Genomic DNA, 17,717 nt, shown 5'->3' on the forward strand with positions numbered 1-17,717 from the left:
AACATCCCGCTAATGGGCATGAAAAATTGATTTTGATAACGAACCTGTCTTAAATAAGCTAAAGCACAGGATAATGGTATAAGCTGCCACAGACCACAAAGCACTGTGAAGATTTCCGGCAACCGCCACACCTGCCACAAGCACTGCGTAAATTGCCACACATACCATAATGAAAAATCCCTGAAATGCCAAAGCGATAAGTCCCTTCAGGTAATTTGTACCGACACTTCCCCATTCCTTGTTGGTAACGGTTGCCGCCGGAATTGGTGCTACTGACACATAAAGATATATTTCAATCATGCGTCCATATAAAATGACGGTGATAAGGACAGACATAATCTTCATACAAAGGCTGATAATCATGGTTTCCATGCCAAGAGCGATCAGCTCCCCGATCCCCATGCTGTCAATCTGGTTGTTAAACATCGTGGTAAGCGTTTCCTCCACATCCAGTCTTGTCGAACCGGATATGACAGATGCCGCCTGCAATACCACATGGTTTCCTACATCAAACACAGCCATCACAATGTCAAATGTTTTGGAAAGCAGGCTGACCGCAATACAAGCCTTCAGTAAAAAACGGAAAAACAGGCTTGTATCGAAGTCGTGCATATTGTTTTTGTCAATCACCATCGTAATCAGCTCATAGATCAACACGAAGCTGATGACCATTCCCGCTATGGGGATGACCACATTTTCCGATAAGGTCTTGACCATGCTGAAAATGCCAGCGTTCCATGTGCTGGGTGTCTTGCTGACCTCCCCGGCAATCGTGCCTACCTTGTCATTGACATCGGTAAACATATTTTCCAGATTGGACAGCACCCACCCCTGTAACATTTCCTTTATGAACTCAGTAATTTTTTCTATAATTCCGCCCATTTAGGCTTTCTCTTATGAAAAAAGGCTGGAAAGCTGTGGGATCACCGTCTGAGCCACAATGATAATACCGCCACCGGACATAAGCTGCTTGATACCCTGTGATTTTGCTGATGTGTGATAAAGAAGTAGTAGAAGTGTAAAAAATTTTGCCGTTCCTATCCGGCGTTTGCGCATTGCGCCGGATAGGTCGGGCGGTCATTCGGGCAGGTCTACCTTGCCAACGAAAGAGTAATAAATATCAATGTCCTGTCTGCGTGTGCCGTTCTCGTCATAGCTGCACTCATGCACAACGATTTTCTCCACAAACTCACGCAAAAGGGTAGGGGTAAGTTCTTCAAAGCTGGTGTACTTGCGGACAACATTCATAAACTTTTCTGCGTTTACCGTGGCTTCCTGCGCTTTGGAAAGCTCTGCCCGGATAGCGGCGGCTCTCTCTTTCAGTTCTTTCTGCTCGGCTTCATAGTCTGCCGACAGCTCCGTGAAACGCTCGTCTGAAATGCGCCCGGTCACGCTGTCCTCATACAGCCGCTTGAAGATAGCGGATAACTCGCTGATACGCTTCTCGGCGGCTTCCAGCTCCTTTTTCCTTGCGGCGTTCCTGCGCTTGCCCCCGTCCTCGTTCTGCTCGATCAGCAGCTTCATAAACCGGGCTTCGTGCTTCGCTGCATAGCTGGTGACTTTCCGCAGATTGTCGGTCACTCCGGCGGTCAACAGGTCGGTGCGGATAAAGTGCGCCGTACAGTCACGGGTACGCTTCTTGTAGCTCCCGCAGATATAACAATCCTGCTTGCGGGTGGCGTTCTGGTAACGCTGCTGGTAAAGGACGCTGCCGCAGTCGGCACAAAAGAGTATGCCGGAGAATAAGCCCACTTCATCATAGCGGTTCGGGCGTTTGCGCTGCTTGCGTAACTCCTGCACACGCTCCCACATCTGGGTGTCAATGATAGGCTCATGGTGGTTCTCGAAAATCGCCTGTTTCTCAATGGGGTTCTCTACGCTGTGCTTGGTCTTGTAGGACGGCTTCTCCGTCTTGAAGTTTACCAGACAGCCCGTGTACTCCCTGTTTTCAAGGATATGTACCACGGTATTGGTCGCCCACTTGCACTCATAGCCGGGGTGGTAGCGGCGGGTGCTTCCCGTCCGACGGTATTCCAGCGTTCCCGGCGTGGGGATCTCCTGCTCTGTGAGCATACGGGCTATCTTGGTCGGCCCGTTCCCGGCAAGGCACAAGCTGTAAATCTGCCGCACAACAGGGGCGGCTTCCCCGTCAATGATAAAATTTTCGTCCTCGTCCATAAAGTAGCCGTATACGGGTTTGCTCGTGACGGGCTTCCCGCTCATACCCTTAGACCGTTTTACTGCTTTGATTTTCTTGCTCGTATCTCTCACCAGCCATTCGTTAAAAATGTTCCGCAGAGGGGCAAAATCATTGTCGCCCTGTGCGCTGTCCACTCCGTCATTGATAGCGATAAAGCGGACGCCTTTCTGTGGGAAAATCATTTCCGTATACATTCCCACTTGCAGATAGTTTCGCCCTAACCGTGACATATCCTTGACGATAACGGTGCCGACTTTTCCGGCTTCAATGTCCGCAAGCATGGCTTGAAAACCGGGTCTTTGGAAGTTCGCCCCAGAATAACCGTCATCTGTGTACCATTGCAGATTGGAAAAGCCGTTCTGCTTCGCATAGGTTTCAAGAATACGCTTCTGGTTTGAAATAGAATTGCTCTCACCTTGCAGCTCGTCCTCGTGGGATAATCTCGGATAAAGGGCGGTAATAAGGTTTCGGGTGGTCTGTCTTAACATAGTGTCCTCCATTTCCGACAGCCAGCCCCACTATTCCGTATGACTATCATACCACACGCCGGGGCTGGCTGTACAGTCCTTTCTGCTTCTTTACGTCCCGTCAAATTGCCGATTTTTGTGTAGCAGCTTCCGCTTCCAGCACTTTCAGCATTTTATCGGCGGCGGTGGCGGTGGTGTCCTGCTTGAAATAGCCGGAAACGACAAGGACAGAATTACCTATGCGGATTTCCGTCACGCAATCCGGGCGGCGGGTGCTGCGGTCATTCTTTGGGGTGTTGGTCATAGGCGGCTCTCCTTTCTGTTCATCAGCTTTTTCAGTTGTCCCATTTTCTCCTGCGCCGTGGCTTTTCGGAAGTTGCTCCCGGTAAAGCGGACAGGAGAACACATTTCAATCAGACGGTCATAAATGCGGGCGTGGGCGGTGTCCTCCGGGTGCTGCAAGTCCTCCAGCGTGAGATTAGTCGTGACGATCAGCGGCCTGCCGCTGCGGTAACGGCTGTCAATCACGTTGTAGACCTGCTCTAAGCCGTATTCCGTTCCCCGTTCCATTCCAAAATCGTCAAGGATAAGCAGCGGGAAGCTGCAAAGTCGGGAGATATATTCATTCCTGCCCTCAAAGCTGGCGGCAAGGTCACCCAATATCAATGCAAAGTTTGTCATGCACACGGGGATTTCACGCTCCATAAGGGCATTTGCGATACAGCCCGCAAAATAGCTCTTGCCTGTGCCAACGCCGCCCCATAGCAGATAGCCAATGTTGCGCTCTTTCATGGTTTCCCAGTTCTCCACATAGAAATGGGCGTGTTCCATTTGCGGGCACTTGCCGTTGTCGTTCTCAAACGTCCAGCCCTGCATAGCCGGGTCTGTAAAGCCCCGCCGCTTCAACCGCTCGACAGTTTCAAGGTGACTGCGCTGTTTCTCTGCGGCTTCCCGTTCCTCACGCTCTGCCCGCTGGCAGTCACATTCTGCCGGGTGGCGGTCACGCCCCAGCCATGCGGCGGTTTCTTTGGGGAAATAGCCCTCTTTGGGCTTGTGGCACTTCCCGCAGTATAAAAGCCCGTCCTCGCCGGTGTAGTCCTCCGGCTCCGGCGTGGTGTCGGTCATATTCAAAATCATTTCATCAAATCCATTCGTCATAAGCTCTCGCCCTCCTTACAGGTATAATCGGGTATGCCCTTTTTCGGGGCTTTCTTGGCTGCGTCCTCCTGCGCCCACTTGAAAATCGTGGCTGCATGGCTCTTGTATTTCCTCCCGCTGGAAGCGATATGGCAGGATAGGCGGTCAATGTAATACTCCCACTTGCCGGGAAGCTCTGTTTTCAGCCCGTCAAGCTCCGTATCGGAAAGAATGACATTGTGGTATCTGCCATAGGCGGCGGGGGCGGGGTGTCCCGTTTCTAACTCTCTCTCTTTTTCTATTTCTATATCTATCTCTTTCTCTATCTCTATCTCTGGTGGACAAATGTCCGCTCGATATGGTGGACATTTGTCCGCCCCTGTCTGCGGCAGGGCTTTTTGTTCCTGCAAAGCCAGCCGCGCCCTGCGCTTGCGCTCCCCCTCGGTAGAGGACTGGCCGATTAAAAGCTCAATGTTGCTCATGTAGAGTGCGCCGCTTGGCAAAGGCTCCACAAGCCCCAGCTTCATAAAGATTTTCAAAGCTCTCTCTACGGTACCTACCTGCTGGCGGGTAATGGTCGCAATCATCTGGGCGGTGTAGGGGATATTCTCGTCAAGCTGCAATTTCCCGCCGTTTTTCAGCGATTTCAAGTACAGCTTCAAGAGAATGTTGGAATAGATAACGCCGTCCTGCATACTTTCCAGCAGAACGATTGCATCATCGTCAAAATAGCTCTCTTTCAGCTTGAGGTAGTAATATTTGCGGTTATCTGCCATAGGCTGCGTCCTCCTTTTTCCAGCGTTTGGAATAATAGCGAGGGCATAGTATGATAACCGCCCGGAAGCTCTGTTTGCAGTCACGGGTGCAGCCCCGGCATAGGTCGTTGTAAGTGATACGGTTGCGGTGGTTGAGGAAGAAAGACCATTCCAGCCGCCGCTTCTTGCTCATTCTCGGCAATGGTAAGCTCCTTTCTGCCGTTCCTATCGGTGTAGCGGGATAGGGGGCATTTTCTGTATGTTCTCGGTATCATTTTCGGGCTTTTTCTGCCCTGTAAGCCCCGTTTGGAAGTCGGGGAGTATTGCGGTAAGGGTTCATATCATACCTGTATTTTTGTAGGGTTTCGGTATCATTTCGGGGCGGTCTTTAACGCTCCTGTTCACGCTTTTTCTGCTGGCTCGGTGCGCCCCTTAAAATCTGGTCGATATTGCGTCTGACTGTCTGAAGCTCCTGCGCCCGCTGGCGTTTCTCCCGGTAGTCGTTATATCCGGCGTTCTTCTGGACGGTAAGCTGCTCAATCTCCCTTTGCAGGGCTTTGCTGGCTGGCAGCTTGGTTATTCCATGCTCCCGGAAATAACGGGCGGCTGTGTCCGCTATGATAAAATCGCTTTCGTGCTGTTCCCGGTAGGCTCTCCGGGCTTTCTCCGATTTCTGCGCTTTCAGACCGTCACGGGCGGGCTTCGTGCCGATATAGCCCAAAAGGTTGCGCTGCAATTCCTTTTTCTCCCGGATAGCGGCTTCCAGCCCTTTCAGTCCGGCAAGGCTCTCCTGCGTGGCGGTGTTGGCTGCGGAAATGGCAGCGTCCAGCTCGTCCGGGGAAGAAAAGCCATACTGCTGGTAGAGCATGAGGGTAGCCGACATCTGTTTGAGGTTGTGCATGGTCGCCCACTTCTCATAGCCCCGTCCTTTCCCCTCGGCTCGCTTGGCGGCTATGTCTACCATGCGCTGTACAGCGTCATTGTTCGGGGCGTTTTTCGCTTCTTTTTTCGTCCGTAAGCGGTCTTTGATACTGCCGGGGTATTCCGCTATGGCTGCGGGTTTTTCGGCGGCTCTGGCGGCGTTCTGCTCCAAAACGGAGAGGACAGCAGCCCGGTCAAAATCGTCCCCCAGCTTCCGGGCGGTAATTGGCTTCGTCCTGTCCGGCGTGAGGTAACTTAGCCGCCCCCGGCTCTCCTTGACGGTCACACCATGCCGGAGAAGCAGGGCGGCAAACTCATCAAAGCCGGAAGCAGCGGCAAGGGCTTCCCGGATAGTCCGGCGCAGCTTCGCCTTATCCGTTTCAAACTTGGTCTGCCGGGGCGCGATACCGTCCGCAGCAATAGGGGCGTTGGCTCTGTCAAGGGCAGCCTGTCCTTTCTTCTGCGCCCAATACTCACGCTCGGTAATGCGTTCTTTGCTGCCGTTCAAAAGGTCTATCTGGTAAAGCCCCTCGCTGTGGCACATCTCCATGACTTCGGCTTTCAGATAGTTCATAGCTGCGTCCGTACAGCGGTGCTTGCAGCCTGCTTTCCTGTCCGCTGGCCTGTCCATGTGGGGCAGCATGGGAACCTCCGCAATCCGCAGACTGTTAATGACGATATGCACATGGATATTTTCGGTGTGGCTGTGTCCGTCCGGGTGGGTGCAGACAAGGGCCTGGTGTCCGGGGAAATGCTCGGCGCAGAACTTCTCGCCCAGCTCCTGCGCCCGATCAACGGTCAAGCCGTTGTCCGGGCCGTCCCGTGGGTCAAAGCTGATGATGTAGTGGTGGCTCTTTACGTCCTCCCGTTTCTGGTTCTTGCCGTAGCGGAGATTGGAGCGCATACAGGCAACGGCAAAATCCTCCCCGCCACAATTCAGAGAGGATATGCGGTAGTCTACCCTCGGTATGAGCCGCCCGTCTGCGTCAAGGGTGGGCTTCATGGTAAACTCGTCATGCTCGAATGTGAGGTATTTTTCAGCGTCCCCGTAGTTGGCATTTTTAGAGCTGATATGTTTGAGTATCGCCAACGGCTTCACCTACTTTCTGCAAGACTTCAAACTTCAAGGCGGCAAGGTCGGCGGCGGCTCCCCGCACTTCCTTTTCCAGCCCCCGGTAGGGGCTTCCGTATTCGTTCAGGCTCCGGGCAATCTGGTTTAAGTTGCCGCCGATTTTCCCGTACTCTGCCGTGAGCTTGGAGAGGGCGGCAAGCAGCCCGTCATTGACCGGGGAAACGGTGACAATGGGGCGTATGGTCGCTTTCCGTATGGCTTGCCGGATAAACTCGGACTGGCTGATTTCATAAGCCGCCAGCCGCCCGGTGAAGTCGGCGTATTCTTCATCGGTCATGCGGGTCTTTACCACATGACGGCGGTGGGGCGTATTGTATTTCTTTCGCATGGTCTGTGACCTCCTTTCTCGCCCGACAGGGCGCATAGCAGGGTTTGGGGAAGGCACTCCCCAACAAGATTCCCGCAGGGGCAAAAATAAGCGGAGAGCGAATTTTGGCACCTCGGTAGAATCTTGCTCTGAAAAACTCCGGCGTTCTCGCCCGACAGGGCGCATAGCAGGGTTTGGGGAAGGCACTCCCCAACAAGATTCCCGCAGGGGCAAAAATAAGCGGAGAGCGAATTTTGGCACCTCGGTAGAATCTTGCTCTGAAAAACTCCGGCGTTCTCGCCCGACAGGGCGCATAGCAGGGTTTGGGGAAGGCACTCCCCAACAAGATTCCCGCAGGGGCAAAAATAAGCGGAGAGCGAATTTTGGCACCTCGGTAGAATCTTGCTCTGAAAAACTCCGGCGTTCCCCGGCTCCCGTCCTTTCCGCTAACAAAACGTTTCAAAAGGGCTTTGCTACCCGCTATTCCGGCTTATCTTGAAAATTTTCCTTTCACTACCTACAACACCACGCAAAGCAAAATGGACGGAGATTTTTAGAATTTCCCCTCTATTCCCTACAACACCACGCAAGCCGGAATAGGCGGACAATGGCAGTATTTTTTTCTTTGATACCCTCTACGGATAAGTAAGGGATTTTGCCAACTGCGGCGGCTATTTTCCCTTTTGTTTTTTCATACTGGGGATTTTCAAAAATGCCAAACAGGAACGAAAAAAAGCAGCAAATCTGTTGAATAGATTTACTGCTTTCTGGTTGCCGGCGAAGCGGCGGTTATTCAGTTGTAGGCGGTAGGGCTATCTCCCAAAGCGGAACTTGAAAATAGCTGTGAGAAGCGTCTGGGTGATGTAGTCCTCTGTATCTTGGTCTACCCGTCCATTCACACGGGCGGCACATTGTATGCGGCGGCGGTAATACTGCAATACAGTTCCCACCGCTTCCGGCTCCCCGCTGGCGGCTTGGACGATTGTTTCATAGGGGAGAAGCCTATTATTTCTCATATGCCATTCCCTCCATTTCCGCTTGGAGCTGCCGTAGGGCTTTTCGGATATGGTAGCCCGCTGTGCTGCGGCTGCGCCCGTACTGTCTGCCAATTTCGTGCTGTGGAATACGCTTGAAAAAGGACAGGTAAATCATTTCCCGCTCCCGTTCGTCCAGCCGTGACAGGGCTTCCGCAAGTAAACCGCTGCTGAAAATGACCGTATCGCCGCAAAGGGTAAGTATGTATTCCTCGTCCGGCTCCGGGGCTTGGAAATATTCATCTGTCGTGCCTAAAGGGTAGTGCTTTTCGTCTGTGAGGTATTCAAGGGATATTTCTCTTTTGTGCTTCCTGCTCCGTGTCCTCGCTGCGTTGATCGTTGCATTTCGGATAACGACTTTGCAAAAGGCATGGAAAGTGTACTCGATATGTTCCCGATATTCTTCTGTACAGGTCATGGAAAATCCCCCTTTCCTCCCAAAAGGGCTGTGGCTGGTTAGTAGTTGCTTTTTATGATAGTAAGGGGCGGCAGCACTTTAGGCTGTCGCTCCTTGACTGCCTAACTGCAAAACCGGGCGGGGCTGTCAACGGCGGGCGAAGCCCGTTCATCTTGACCGTTGACTGGCTCGGCCGGGTTTGCTATTTATCCGGCAAACTTGAATTTATTTTAAGCTATCACGTTTTACCTTTTTAAGCCTTACTATCATTACCATAGGAATTTCTTTATTGTTTTTGAAACATTCTTCATAAAATCCATCAATGACAAATCCAGCTCTGAAACAAAGGTTAAAAATATCTTGTATGGAACGATGATAATAAATCTGCTCCTCCGGCTGCCCTTCGATCGCTATATCATAGTAACTGTGCGGTGTCATATATTTTTCAGTCAATGTGATAAAACAAGGGTGCTGCGTTGCAAAGACAAAAATCCCGTTTTCCTCCAATAGTTCATAAACAGCCATAAAAAGCGGTTCAATATCCGTAATATCCATAATTGCCATATTAGAAACTGCTTTCGTAAAGGCTCGATTTCTTTTTAATCCTAATAAGCTTTCTCTATTGGTCGCATCCGCTACGCAAAACTCAATTTGTTTTGCATATTGTGATCGCCGTCTTTTAGCCAATTCTATCATTTTTTTGCTGTAATCAAAAGCGACGACCGAAGCGCCTCTCTGTGCAAGATACGAAGAATAATTTCCATTGCCGCACGCAATATCCAAAATGTAATCCGAAGGATCAGGAGAGAGAAGTTCCGTTACTTTGGGACGTACTACCTCTCTGTGAAATTCATTGGATTCGTCACCCATTGCATCATCCCAAAATTGTGCGTTTTTCTCCCAGATCTTTTTGCTTTCCTCTGTTCCCATGTTCTCTCCCACTCCCAAAATTTGCCTTTTTGCTTCCATTAAATCTTCCTTACTATATTCCATTGTTACCCTCCATAACTTCTGATTGTTGCCGTCTTGACTATTATGTATCTTTTCTTTCCAAAATGGTATAGGCTTTTATTTTTATAATGCTGCAAAACTTTTCTTCTGTAAGGTATTCAAAGGATATTTCCCTTTGCCGCCGCTATTGGAAAGCCAAAAGCAGCGGCTTTTTTACGCGATATGACCGAAAAGACTAGAAAGCAGGATATGTCATCATTTGTCATTTCTTCTCAATGTAATAACTGCATGGCATATCAAGCCAAATACAAGAGAAAAACAGCCACCGCCAAATAGTGATGCTCCCCACCCTGCACCCGACATTGTCATAAAACCGCCAACAAAGAAAATACCAATGCCAAGAAATATCCCGACACCATAAAAAAGTCCAATTGCCATATCATACTTATTAAATTGTCGTTTCTCTTTTTTTCACATGTTTCCATTTTTGTTATTACCTCCTTCGCAAAATCGTCCATGTGGACTCCAAAAAGAAAACAAATTTTTTTCAACGTATTTAAATCGGGTTCATTAACATCTCTCTCCCAATTCGATAGCGCCTGCCGGGTAACATTCAATTTCCCAGCCAGTTCTTCCTGTGTCATTCCCGATTGTGTTCGCAGATGACGTATTTGCTTTCCTGTTGTAATATCCGTCTGTTTCTGGTTCAAAATGGTTCCTCCTCTCTGATGCTGATTTTATCAATGATATTTCGCAATAGCCAGCAATGAACGTTTGCATTGCGCAAGATGTTACATTATCTTCTGAAACATATGCCGGATCTTGTCTAAACGGCTGTTCGGGCGGCGTGGCTGAAACACAGGCTCGCCGGAAGTTTCCTGATACCCTTTTAATTCTGTAATGCAGACACTTCTTCCATTTGTATAAAAATTCAAATCATTTCTATATTCACCAATACAACGGGCAGGGATTTCCCCCTTAAAAATAACTTCATCTTTTTCAAGTCTGGTTGATTCAATGATTGCGCAATACTTTGGTGCGTCATTATAAGCCCGTGAAAGATATTCCTGCGGTGCAAAAAGGGTAAAGGAAAGGTATGGTTCCAACAGTTGTGTTCCTGCTTTTTTCAATGCCTGCTCCAACACGACAGGCGCAAGAAAACGAAAATCAGCGGGGGTGCTGACCGGGCTGTAATAAACTCCATAATCAAAACAAATTTGGCAGTCTGTCACTCCCCAGCCATATAAGCCCTGCTCCATTCCATAACGCACACCCTCCATGACGGCATTTTGAAAACTTTGGTTTAAATAGCCGAGAGATACCTCGCTTTTATATTGTGTTCCGCTTCCAACAGGAAGCGGTGTTACAGTCAAACCAATAGATGCCCAAAACGGATTCGGCGGCACTTCAATATGAATCGTGTAGCTCGCTTTTTTTTGCGGTCTTTCCAGATAAATAACCGAAGGCTCTTTCATAGCCACGCCCACATGATATTTTTCTTCTAATAGCGAACAAATAACTTCTAACTGTACTTTTCCCAAAAAAGATAATATAATCTCATGTGTAACAGTATCAATGTCAAAATGCAAAAGAGGGTCTGTATCAGCAATCTCTGTGAGGGCATTTAACAGGGCTTCCCTTTGCTCCGGCTTTTGCGGCTCTACCGTTGTCCGAAGTAATGGCATGGGATTATCAATCCGTGTTTTGTGAGGCAGGAGTTTTTCATTTCCCAGAATGTCGTTCAGTTTCAAAGTATCATCAGCTAAAATAACAATTTCTCCCGGACAGGCATGGTCAACCGGGACGATTTCACCATTTGACGGAATACACATTTCTGTAATCTTTATTTTTTCCTTTTTTGACAGCAGCAGGGTATCCCGTAAATGGAGCGTCCCATGATACAGGCGTAAATAAGAAAGCCGTTTTTTCCGCTCTGTATACTCAACCTTAAAAACATATCCACATAATTCAGACTGAATATCGTCTGTTTCTGTAATGAAAGTTTCTGTAATCGCTTCAATCAGTTTTTCTGTTCCTAAATTGTCTTTTGCACTCCCATGATAAACAGGAAACAAAGAGCAGCATCTGGTTCTTTTGCACTTTTCATATTGTAATTCCTGTATATCCAAAGAATCCTCTGCAACATATCGTTCTAATAGTTCATCGCTTCCGGAAATAATCATATCCCATTTGTCCAAATCAGAAATATCGGTCATGGTTATCTTTGGCGACAGGGAAACCTCCTGCATGACAATCATATCACTGGTAAGTTTATCTTTAATGCTTTGGTAAACACGCCGCAGGTCGATCCCATTTTGGTCTATCTTATTTATAAAGATAATTGTCGGAATGTCCATTTTCTGAAGCGCATGGAATAATATACGGGTTTGTGCCTGTACGCCGTCTTTTGCCGAAATGACTAAAACAGCTCCGTCAAGGACAGATAAAGAGCGGTATGCTTCGGTTAAAAAATCCATATGACCGGGAGTGTCCACGATATTGATTTTATAATCATTCCAGCAAAAAGAAGTAACCGCTGTCTGAATGGTAATTCCGCGCTGCCGTTCCAAAATCATAGTGTCTGTTCTTGTAGTTCCTTTATCCACGTTTCCTTGTTCCGCAATCGCTCCACTGGTGTACAGCAGGCTTTCCGTCAATGTTGTTTTTCCTGCGTCTACATGGGCGAGAATTCCAATATTGATTATTTTCATGTGATTGTCCTCCTTTTACAGCCCCAAAAGGGCATAAAAATCCCCAGCAGTAAAATACTTTTACCACTGGGGATTATAATTTGCGGACATACACATATACAGCATACACCTGTTTGTGATTGCTGTTTTTCGGATATGTCAAAATTGATAAGGCAAAAGTATTCTTAAATTGGGTACAAAAAACCAAGCCCCCACAAAAGGGACTATCATAATCCTTTGTTCCCACTATTTGATTATAGTTTTATTTAAGAATACCTTGCCGCATATTTTTTACTCCTTTTTTGGAATGATGCTATTATATCACATTAGTTTTAGGAAAGAAAGTACCTAAAAGAAATTTTTCTTCCCCTTATATGTAACAATCATACCGACTTTCTGGCGTTCAGAATGGTTTCTGCTGTCTGCTGTGGTGTTTGGTTGGAATTGTCCAGCCAAAAGCCGATCCGTGGTGTTGTCTGCATAAATGTATCGTATAAGGTTTCAACCGTAAAGCCGGAATAGCCTGTTTTCTCCCTGTATCGTTCCCTTCCTTTTATTGTTTCCACATCTGGACAAAGAACGACAACCTCAACAGGGTATTTATGCGGCACAAAAAATATGTACATGTAACTAATTCAACACATTTATAATTTGAATAGGGACATTATAGCATTTACTAAATACAAATTCAATGTATACGGAAATAAAGATATAAGGAGTGGGAAGGATTCCGCCGTAGTCGGCATTGTAGGAAAATCCAAAAGTTTAGATTTTCCCACAATGCTTATCTTTTGGTCTTTGGTTCGGAATAGTGTAGTGCTGGCGGTCTATCTCTTGTTTTCGGTTGCTTGCTTCCTTACCGTACATGAGCATTTGCGCCCGGATTGTCATTCCCGTAACCTTCTAAAAGGTTGATAACGCCCCATACGCCGACACCTGCTCCGATAGCTGTCACTACTGTTTTTAATCCTGTTACTGCGCTTGTAAAAAATGCCATAATATTTTCCCTCTTTCTTTTTTATTTGTACTTTTGGACTTTTTGTCCAAAGGTTGGTTTGATTGTTCCGTATTCAGTTGTCTTTCAACTTTTGGACTTTTTGTCCAGAAGTTTATGCAGTGATCTCCCCGACATCTTCCACCTCATCAACGGTGTCATTGTTCCTGATCCTTGCATGGTTCAGGTTTTTCACATATTTTTCGATGTCAAAGGTATTTTTCTCGTCATAGTCAGAAAGTAAGTGGTACTGCTTGTGTTTGGTTATATCAAACTTATCTGAAAAGAATGGTCTGACACCACGAAGCTGCATGATACACTTGCCTCCGTCCATGACTGCAATCTCATCCTGACTCATCAATTCTTTTCCGGTCTTTTGGTAATTCAGACCATAGGACTGCGATGTACCCCTTGTATCAGAGGTGTTATAAAGGTCAATCGTTTCCTTACCCAAAACTTCCGCCAGCTCTTTGAGCGTGGTCTTTTCTTTTTCTCCGAGGAATAACGTGGTGTCACAATTCCCTTCAATCGTATCGGCGTTGTCCTTATAAATTGCCTTGAGCTGCGACTTTGACTGCAAAATAATAGAAGCTGATATTTCCCTGCTACGGATAGTAGCGATCAGCTTCTCAAACTTTGGTATCTGCCCGATGTTCGCAAATTCATCCAACAAGCACCTTACATGAATTGGCAGTCTGCCATTATATACATCATCTGCCCTGTCACAGAGCAGGTTAAAAAGCTGCGTATACATGATGGATACGATGAAATTGAATGTATCGTCAGTGTCAGAGATAATGACAAACAAGGCTGTCTTTTTATCCCCTAACATATCAAGTTCCAACTCATCATAACTTGTCAGGTCACGAAGCTCTTTAATATCAAACGGTGCTAACCTCGCACCACAGCTAATCAGAATGGATTTTGCTGTCTTTCCCGCAGCCAGCTTGTATTTTTTATACTGCTTGACCGCAAAGTGGTCTGGTTCTCTCTCCTCCAGCTCATCGAACATCAAATCGACAGGATTTTTAAATTCTTCATCGTCCTCCCTCGCTTCACTTGCATTTATCATGTCAAGCAGCGTCGTGAAGTTCTGTTCTTCCTCCACGCACTCATACCAGATGTAGCCGATCAGTGCCGTATAGTAGAGTTTTTCGGCTTTTACCCAAAAATCTTCCGTTGCCTGCTGTCCCTCCCCTTTGGTGTTTAAGATAATCGTGTTTACAAGTTTCAAAATATCCTTTTCACTGCGTATGTAGGCGAAAGGATTATAGCGCATGGATTTTTTAAAGTTAATGGTATTCAGGACTTTTATCCTGTATTTGTTTTTTGCAAGCATTTTTCCACACTCAACAAGCACTGTCCCCTTCGGGTCGGTGACAACATACGATGAGTGCATCTGCATCAAATTTGGTTTGACAAAAAATCTTGTCTTACCACTTCCTGAACCACCGATTACAAGAATGTTTTTATTTCTTGCATACTTCGGGTGCTTCGGTCTGCCGGACATCATCAGCCGTTCCGTTTCTGTGAGAATGATATTATTCTCAAACACCGGATCAACATAAGGTTCAATGTCCTTTGCAGTTCCCCACCTTGCTGAACCATACTCCACTCCCTGCCGGAATTTCTTGGCATTTTTGGCTTTCAGGTACACCATAAGACGGAGTGCTGCACCCCCGGCAATCCCAATCAGCAGATCTCTCGGAAAAACACTCGGCAATGGATTGGCAAACAGGTCATCCATGCCCTCCATAGCTGCCATCATCTTTGCAGAAGCGTCCTGCCCCGGTGATACTCTCCACAGCCATGCGAGCTTGTCACAGAAATAACCTGCCAGAACATAGGGCATACTCATAAGGACAAGTTTCTTTTTATCTACACTCTTGGTTTTCTCCTGAACGGTTTTCGGAATGGATTTCAGGTCTTTTATAATTCCATCTATGACTTTACTCATAATGACTGCCCTCTGTCCTTCTGGTGTTCCCTTGCCCTCTCCCTGTTCTTGTCTTTCCCTAATATCTGCCTGAACTCTGCCAGCTTCTCCCTGACAGAAATTCTTCCACGCTTCTTCTCATTAACTTTCACAAATTCCTTGAATGCCTGTGTGATCACATCGGCATCCTTGCCCTTGAAAAATACCATGTACTTCGGAGGTTCTGTTGTCTTATCTTTTTTCACAGCAAAGTCAACATTATATTTCTTTGCCACTCTCTCAAAAGACTTGATGTTATTGTCTGTAACCTCAATACTCGAAGCACCTATACCCTGACCGACCAGCTCTTTTACTGACATTTTCCCATGCGTTGCCTGTTTCCCGGCTTTCCGGTGTTCCAGATACATCTGCATGGCTTTTTTCAGTACATCCGCAGTCAGTCTGGAGGACTTAAAAACAAGGGCAATCGTTTTCTGTGTCACTTCCTCCTGCATGGTTTTCCTCCTTGATTTTTTATTGCTGCATTTCCGCTATGGTGGAACATACAGCCTGTGCAGTAAATATTTCATCATGCTCCTTTCCACTTCTGGACAATTTGTCCAAAAGTTTTTTAACGCAAAAAAGGGCAGCTACAAACCTTTACGGTCTATAACTGCCCTTACGCTGTATAGCTAATGCTTTTTTCTTCTTTTTTTATTTTCTCGTATTCTTATCTTTGCTTCCAATTTCTTATTTTTTTTCACAAGTTCATCATAATCTTCAATCTTTTTTCTCATTTTTATCATTTCATTTTCTTTCTCTTTATGTTCTCTTTCTAAATGGTCTTCCAACTCTTTTTGTCTGCGTTTTTCTAAGCAGCATCTCTTGTAATAAAAATATCCTCTTATTAATGAAATAATACTTGTACAGATTAGAGCACAAATTATCTCAAGTTTTATTACAAACAACAGAAATCCCAAAACTAGTAAATATAAGACTACTAATCTATCCGTATACCTTCCATGAAATTCTTTTGATTTTCTAATAAAAAATACAAATAAATATGCTAATATCTGATACAACACCTGTGCTAAAACCAATTTAAATATTTTTATACCACTAATATCCCCAACCAAATACAACTCTAAAATATTTGTACCAATTAGAATTACTCCACTTTTTATTATCTCTTTTGTAACCTCTTTATAGCTATCTTTATAAAAAAGACAACCAAAGAATACAAACATCCAGACAACCAAACGATAAGTATCATCAATAGTGTTCATATTTAATTGAAAATATACCAACAGCCACACACTTATTGACCAGCCAATATACGAAATTATATCTATTAAATCATTATACTTTTCTTTCACATTCTTCACCATCACTAGAACCTAATATTTTCATAACTCACAATATGTAAACTGTACAAAGTTCCGCATATATCTTTCCATCTTCCAACTTCACATCATCAAGTAACAATGCCTGAAATACCACCTCCCTGACACTCTCCAATTTTACCATAGAAACCTCTGTGTTTGATAGTCCCTCCGACTCATTATTTTCCAGTGCCAACGCTTTTCTTGCAGACAGGCAATGGGCATACAGCCCCATGATATATTTTTCTGACATCGGAAAAGCATAAGTATCTCTGCCCTGATAATTATATCGGAATTTTTCCAGTTCTTCCTCAGACATTGTAAAAAAGCATCTGACCGTTTCTAAATACACTTTTCCCTCATAATCCGGCTTATATTTTTTTGCCAGACGCTTGATCGTGGCAAAAATGTTCTTTCTCTCATAGGACAGTCTGGCTCTTTTAAAAATTGCCTGTTTTCCCCTCATATCCATGTAAACATTATTTCCTATCGTTTTTCCGGCAAATGCTTCATACTCCCCAATCCTCAACAGGTAGGAAAGCACCTGTATCAGCTTTTCTTGTGAAGCGATCACATGATAGCTGTCACCGCTAAACTTTATGTTCTCAAACTGCAACGGTGTACTACCTTTTTTTATTTCCCGTTGCATTACTCTGTCAATATCTCGTAAAGACTCCATTGTCCTCCCCTTCCAAATATCCTGCATCTTTGTGTCTGAACGGTCTGCCGCAACTATCATTCCATAAAACGGAAGCCAGCAGACACACCACAGCAATACCGCAATCCATAACTCCATTTGCACCTCCAGCACTAAGAAGAACAGCCTTGTACCGACTGCCCCGACCTTTGGACAAATTGTCCAGAAATTTTTAACACCAAAACAGGCAGTTACAAACCTTTCTATAGATTTATAACTGCCTTGCGCTGTTCAAATAAAATATCTTTTAGTTTTAATTCATTATATATTTTTCCATTTCTGTCTCATTCAAAATATGTGCCTTAATATATAATTTTCCTTCTTGTGCTGCTCTAAATAATCTATGATTTCCATCCAAAACCTCATAAATTCCATCATCAAATCGGACAATTATAATCGGCTTACTAATATCTGTTGTCATAGCATATCTTGAATTAACCCCATCATTTGGCTTGTATATATTATTAACACATACCTTTTCGGCTTGCTTTTCTTTATAATCAGCTATCAATAAATCAACATTACAATGTAATTTTTTCCCATTATGCTCCAAAATACATAATTGATCTGGTGGAAATGTAAATACACCATTTGCTTTAATCACCAAACTCATATTTTCCTCCTAAAAATTTTATTCCAGAAGATGAATGCTACATAGCTCCACATACCGATTTTCATTTTCTAGTATACTGTATCATTGAAATTTAGTATATCTGCCACTTTAATTAAAAAGTGACA

General features: G+C 45.6%; 18 protein-coding genes and 2 pseudogenes. All 20 read right to left on the minus strand.

The genetic code is table 11. The annotated features are described in order from the left end of the window. Positions 1 to 9 precede the first annotated feature (9 nt). Positions 10 to 882, minus strand: coding sequence for a VirB6/TrbL-like conjugal transfer protein, CD1112 family (locus tag DW650_RS16880; RefSeq protein WP_118210604.1), 873 nt, complete (start codon positions 880 to 882; stop codon positions 10 to 12). Between the two features lie 12 nt (positions 883 to 894). Beyond that, complete coding sequence (locus DW650_RS20790; RefSeq protein ID WP_118210605.1) at positions 895 to 1,056, minus strand: Maff2 family mobile element protein; 162 nt, start codon at positions 1,054 to 1,056, stop codon at positions 895 to 897. 21 nt (positions 1,057 to 1,077) lie between these two features. Further along, positions 1,078 to 2,688: a recombinase family protein gene (locus DW650_RS16890; protein ID WP_002605633.1), complete on the minus strand. Its 1,611-nt coding sequence runs from the start codon at positions 2,686 to 2,688 to the stop codon at positions 1,078 to 1,080. Positions 2,689 to 2,788: 100 nt separating this feature from the next. Next, positions 2,789 to 2,971 (minus strand): transposon-encoded TnpW family protein, encoded by a 183-nt coding sequence (locus tag DW650_RS16895; RefSeq protein ID WP_002605634.1) that lies wholly within the window; start codon positions 2,969 to 2,971, stop codon positions 2,789 to 2,791. Continuing rightward, on the minus strand, positions 2,968 to 3,825 hold the full coding sequence (locus tag DW650_RS16900; RefSeq protein WP_002605635.1) for an ATP-binding protein: 858 nt from the start codon (positions 3,823 to 3,825) through the stop codon (positions 2,968 to 2,970). The genes DW650_RS16895 and DW650_RS16900 overlap by 4 nt, the downstream gene beginning before the upstream one ends. Further along, positions 3,822 to 4,580 (minus strand): phage replisome organizer N-terminal domain-containing protein, encoded by a 759-nt coding sequence (locus DW650_RS16905; RefSeq protein ID WP_002605636.1) that lies wholly within the window; start codon positions 4,578 to 4,580, stop codon positions 3,822 to 3,824. The genes DW650_RS16900 and DW650_RS16905 overlap by 4 nt, the downstream gene beginning before the upstream one ends. After that, entirely contained in the window at positions 4,570 to 4,761 is a 192-nt protein-coding gene (locus tag DW650_RS16910) for a hypothetical protein (RefSeq protein WP_006058351.1), read from the minus strand. Before DW650_RS16910 ends, DW650_RS16905 begins: the two co-directional genes overlap by 11 nt. Before the next feature lie 186 nt (positions 4,762 to 4,947). Beyond that, a complete protein-coding gene (locus DW650_RS16920; RefSeq protein ID WP_002602093.1) occupies positions 4,948 to 6,570 on the minus strand; it encodes a relaxase/mobilization nuclease domain-containing protein in 1,623 nt (540 codons plus the stop codon). Further along, positions 6,542 to 6,940 (minus strand): plasmid mobilization protein, encoded by a 399-nt coding sequence (locus DW650_RS16925; RefSeq protein ID WP_002602094.1) that lies wholly within the window; start codon positions 6,938 to 6,940, stop codon positions 6,542 to 6,544. The genes DW650_RS16920 and DW650_RS16925 overlap by 29 nt, the downstream gene beginning before the upstream one ends. A 791-nt stretch (positions 6,941 to 7,731) precedes the next feature. Next, positions 7,732 to 7,935, minus strand: coding sequence for a helix-turn-helix domain-containing protein (locus DW650_RS16935; protein ID WP_002602095.1), 204 nt, complete (start codon positions 7,933 to 7,935; stop codon positions 7,732 to 7,734). Next, on the minus strand, positions 7,925 to 8,371 hold the full coding sequence (locus DW650_RS16940) for an RNA polymerase sigma factor (RefSeq protein WP_002602096.1): 447 nt from the start codon (positions 8,369 to 8,371) through the stop codon (positions 7,925 to 7,927). Before DW650_RS16940 ends, DW650_RS16935 begins: the two co-directional genes overlap by 11 nt. A gap of 204 nt (positions 8,372 to 8,575) precedes the next feature. After that, entirely contained in the window at positions 8,576 to 9,343 is a 768-nt protein-coding gene (locus DW650_RS16945) for a class I SAM-dependent methyltransferase (protein ID WP_002602097.1), read from the minus strand. Between the two features lie 213 nt (positions 9,344 to 9,556). Then, positions 9,557 to 10,011, minus strand: a pseudogene (locus DW650_RS16950) (helix-turn-helix domain-containing protein). Positions 10,012 to 10,092: 81 nt separating this feature from the next. Continuing rightward, positions 10,093 to 12,012, minus strand: a complete 1,920-nt coding sequence (tet(32), locus tag DW650_RS16955; RefSeq protein ID WP_002602099.1) for a tetracycline resistance ribosomal protection protein Tet(32) — start codon at positions 12,010 to 12,012, stop codon at positions 10,093 to 10,095. 847 nt (positions 12,013 to 12,859) lie between these two features. Beyond that, positions 12,860 to 12,988, minus strand: a pseudogene (locus DW650_RS16965) (Maff2 family mobile element protein); the annotation flags it as partial. Between the two features lie 112 nt (positions 12,989 to 13,100). Then, positions 13,101 to 14,942 (minus strand): VirD4-like conjugal transfer protein, CD1115 family, encoded by a 1,842-nt coding sequence (locus DW650_RS16970; RefSeq protein ID WP_199654304.1) that lies wholly within the window; start codon positions 14,940 to 14,942, stop codon positions 13,101 to 13,103. After that, positions 14,939 to 15,415 carry a PcfB family protein gene (locus DW650_RS16975; RefSeq protein ID WP_118210607.1) on the minus strand — a complete coding sequence of 159 codons (477 nt, stop codon included), beginning with the start codon at positions 15,413 to 15,415 and terminating at the stop codon, positions 14,939 to 14,941. Before DW650_RS16975 ends, DW650_RS16970 begins: the two co-directional genes overlap by 4 nt. A 177-nt stretch (positions 15,416 to 15,592) precedes the next feature. Then, on the minus strand, positions 15,593 to 16,276 hold the full coding sequence (locus tag DW650_RS16980) for a hypothetical protein (RefSeq protein ID WP_147403019.1): 684 nt from the start codon (positions 16,274 to 16,276) through the stop codon (positions 15,593 to 15,595). Between the two features lie 37 nt (positions 16,277 to 16,313). Continuing rightward, positions 16,314 to 17,078, minus strand: coding sequence for a hypothetical protein (locus DW650_RS16985; RefSeq protein ID WP_330414681.1), 765 nt, complete (start codon positions 17,076 to 17,078; stop codon positions 16,314 to 16,316). Between the two features lie 154 nt (positions 17,079 to 17,232). After that, positions 17,233 to 17,592, minus strand: a complete 360-nt coding sequence (locus tag DW650_RS16990) for a ParB N-terminal domain-containing protein (RefSeq protein WP_118210609.1) — start codon at positions 17,590 to 17,592, stop codon at positions 17,233 to 17,235. Positions 17,593 to 17,717: the final 125 nt, after the last annotated feature.

Origin of the sequence: Roseburia sp. AM23-20 (genome assembly GCF_003470905.1) — a bacterium.
GTDB classification, from domain to species: domain Bacteria; phylum Bacillota; class Clostridia; order Lachnospirales; family Lachnospiraceae; genus Roseburia; species Roseburia rectibacter.

Coding starts and splice junctions, on each gene's coding strand:
- DW650_RS16935 (WP_002602095.1), bottom strand. CDS start 7,935: ATGAGAAATAATAGGCTTCTCCCCTATGAAACAATCGTCCAAGCCGCC.
- DW650_RS16905 (WP_002605636.1), bottom strand. CDS start 4,580: ATGGCAGATAACCGCAAATATTACTACCTCAAGCTGAAAGAGAGCTAT.
- DW650_RS16880 (WP_118210604.1), bottom strand. CDS start 882: ATGGGCGGAATTATAGAAAAAATTACTGAGTTCATAAAGGAAATGTTA.
- DW650_RS16975 (WP_118210607.1), bottom strand. CDS start 15,415: ATGCAGGAGGAAGTGACACAGAAAACGATTGCCCTTGTTTTTAAGTCC.
- DW650_RS16985 (WP_330414681.1), bottom strand. CDS start 17,078: ATGGAGTTATGGATTGCGGTATTGCTGTGGTGTGTCTGCTGGCTTCCG.
- DW650_RS16970 (WP_199654304.1), bottom strand. CDS start 14,942: ATGAGTAAAGTCATAGATGGAATTATAAAAGACCTGAAATCCATTCCG.
- DW650_RS16940 (WP_002602096.1), bottom strand. CDS start 8,371: ATGACCTGTACAGAAGAATATCGGGAACATATCGAGTACACTTTCCAT.
- DW650_RS16890 (WP_002605633.1), bottom strand. CDS start 2,688: ATGTTAAGACAGACCACCCGAAACCTTATTACCGCCCTTTATCCGAGA.
- DW650_RS16925 (WP_002602094.1), bottom strand. CDS start 6,940: ATGCGAAAGAAATACAATACGCCCCACCGCCGTCATGTGGTAAAGACC.
- DW650_RS20790 (WP_118210605.1), bottom strand. CDS start 1,056: ATGCGCAAACGCCGGATAGGAACGGCAAAATTTTTTACACTTCTACTA.
- DW650_RS16945 (WP_002602097.1), bottom strand. CDS start 9,343: ATGGAATATAGTAAGGAAGATTTAATGGAAGCAAAAAGGCAAATTTTG.
- DW650_RS16895 (WP_002605634.1), bottom strand. CDS start 2,971: ATGACCAACACCCCAAAGAATGACCGCAGCACCCGCCGCCCGGATTGC.
- DW650_RS16990 (WP_118210609.1), bottom strand. CDS start 17,592: ATGAGTTTGGTGATTAAAGCAAATGGTGTATTTACATTTCCACCAGAT.
- DW650_RS16900 (WP_002605635.1), bottom strand. CDS start 3,825: ATGACGAATGGATTTGATGAAATGATTTTGAATATGACCGACACCACG.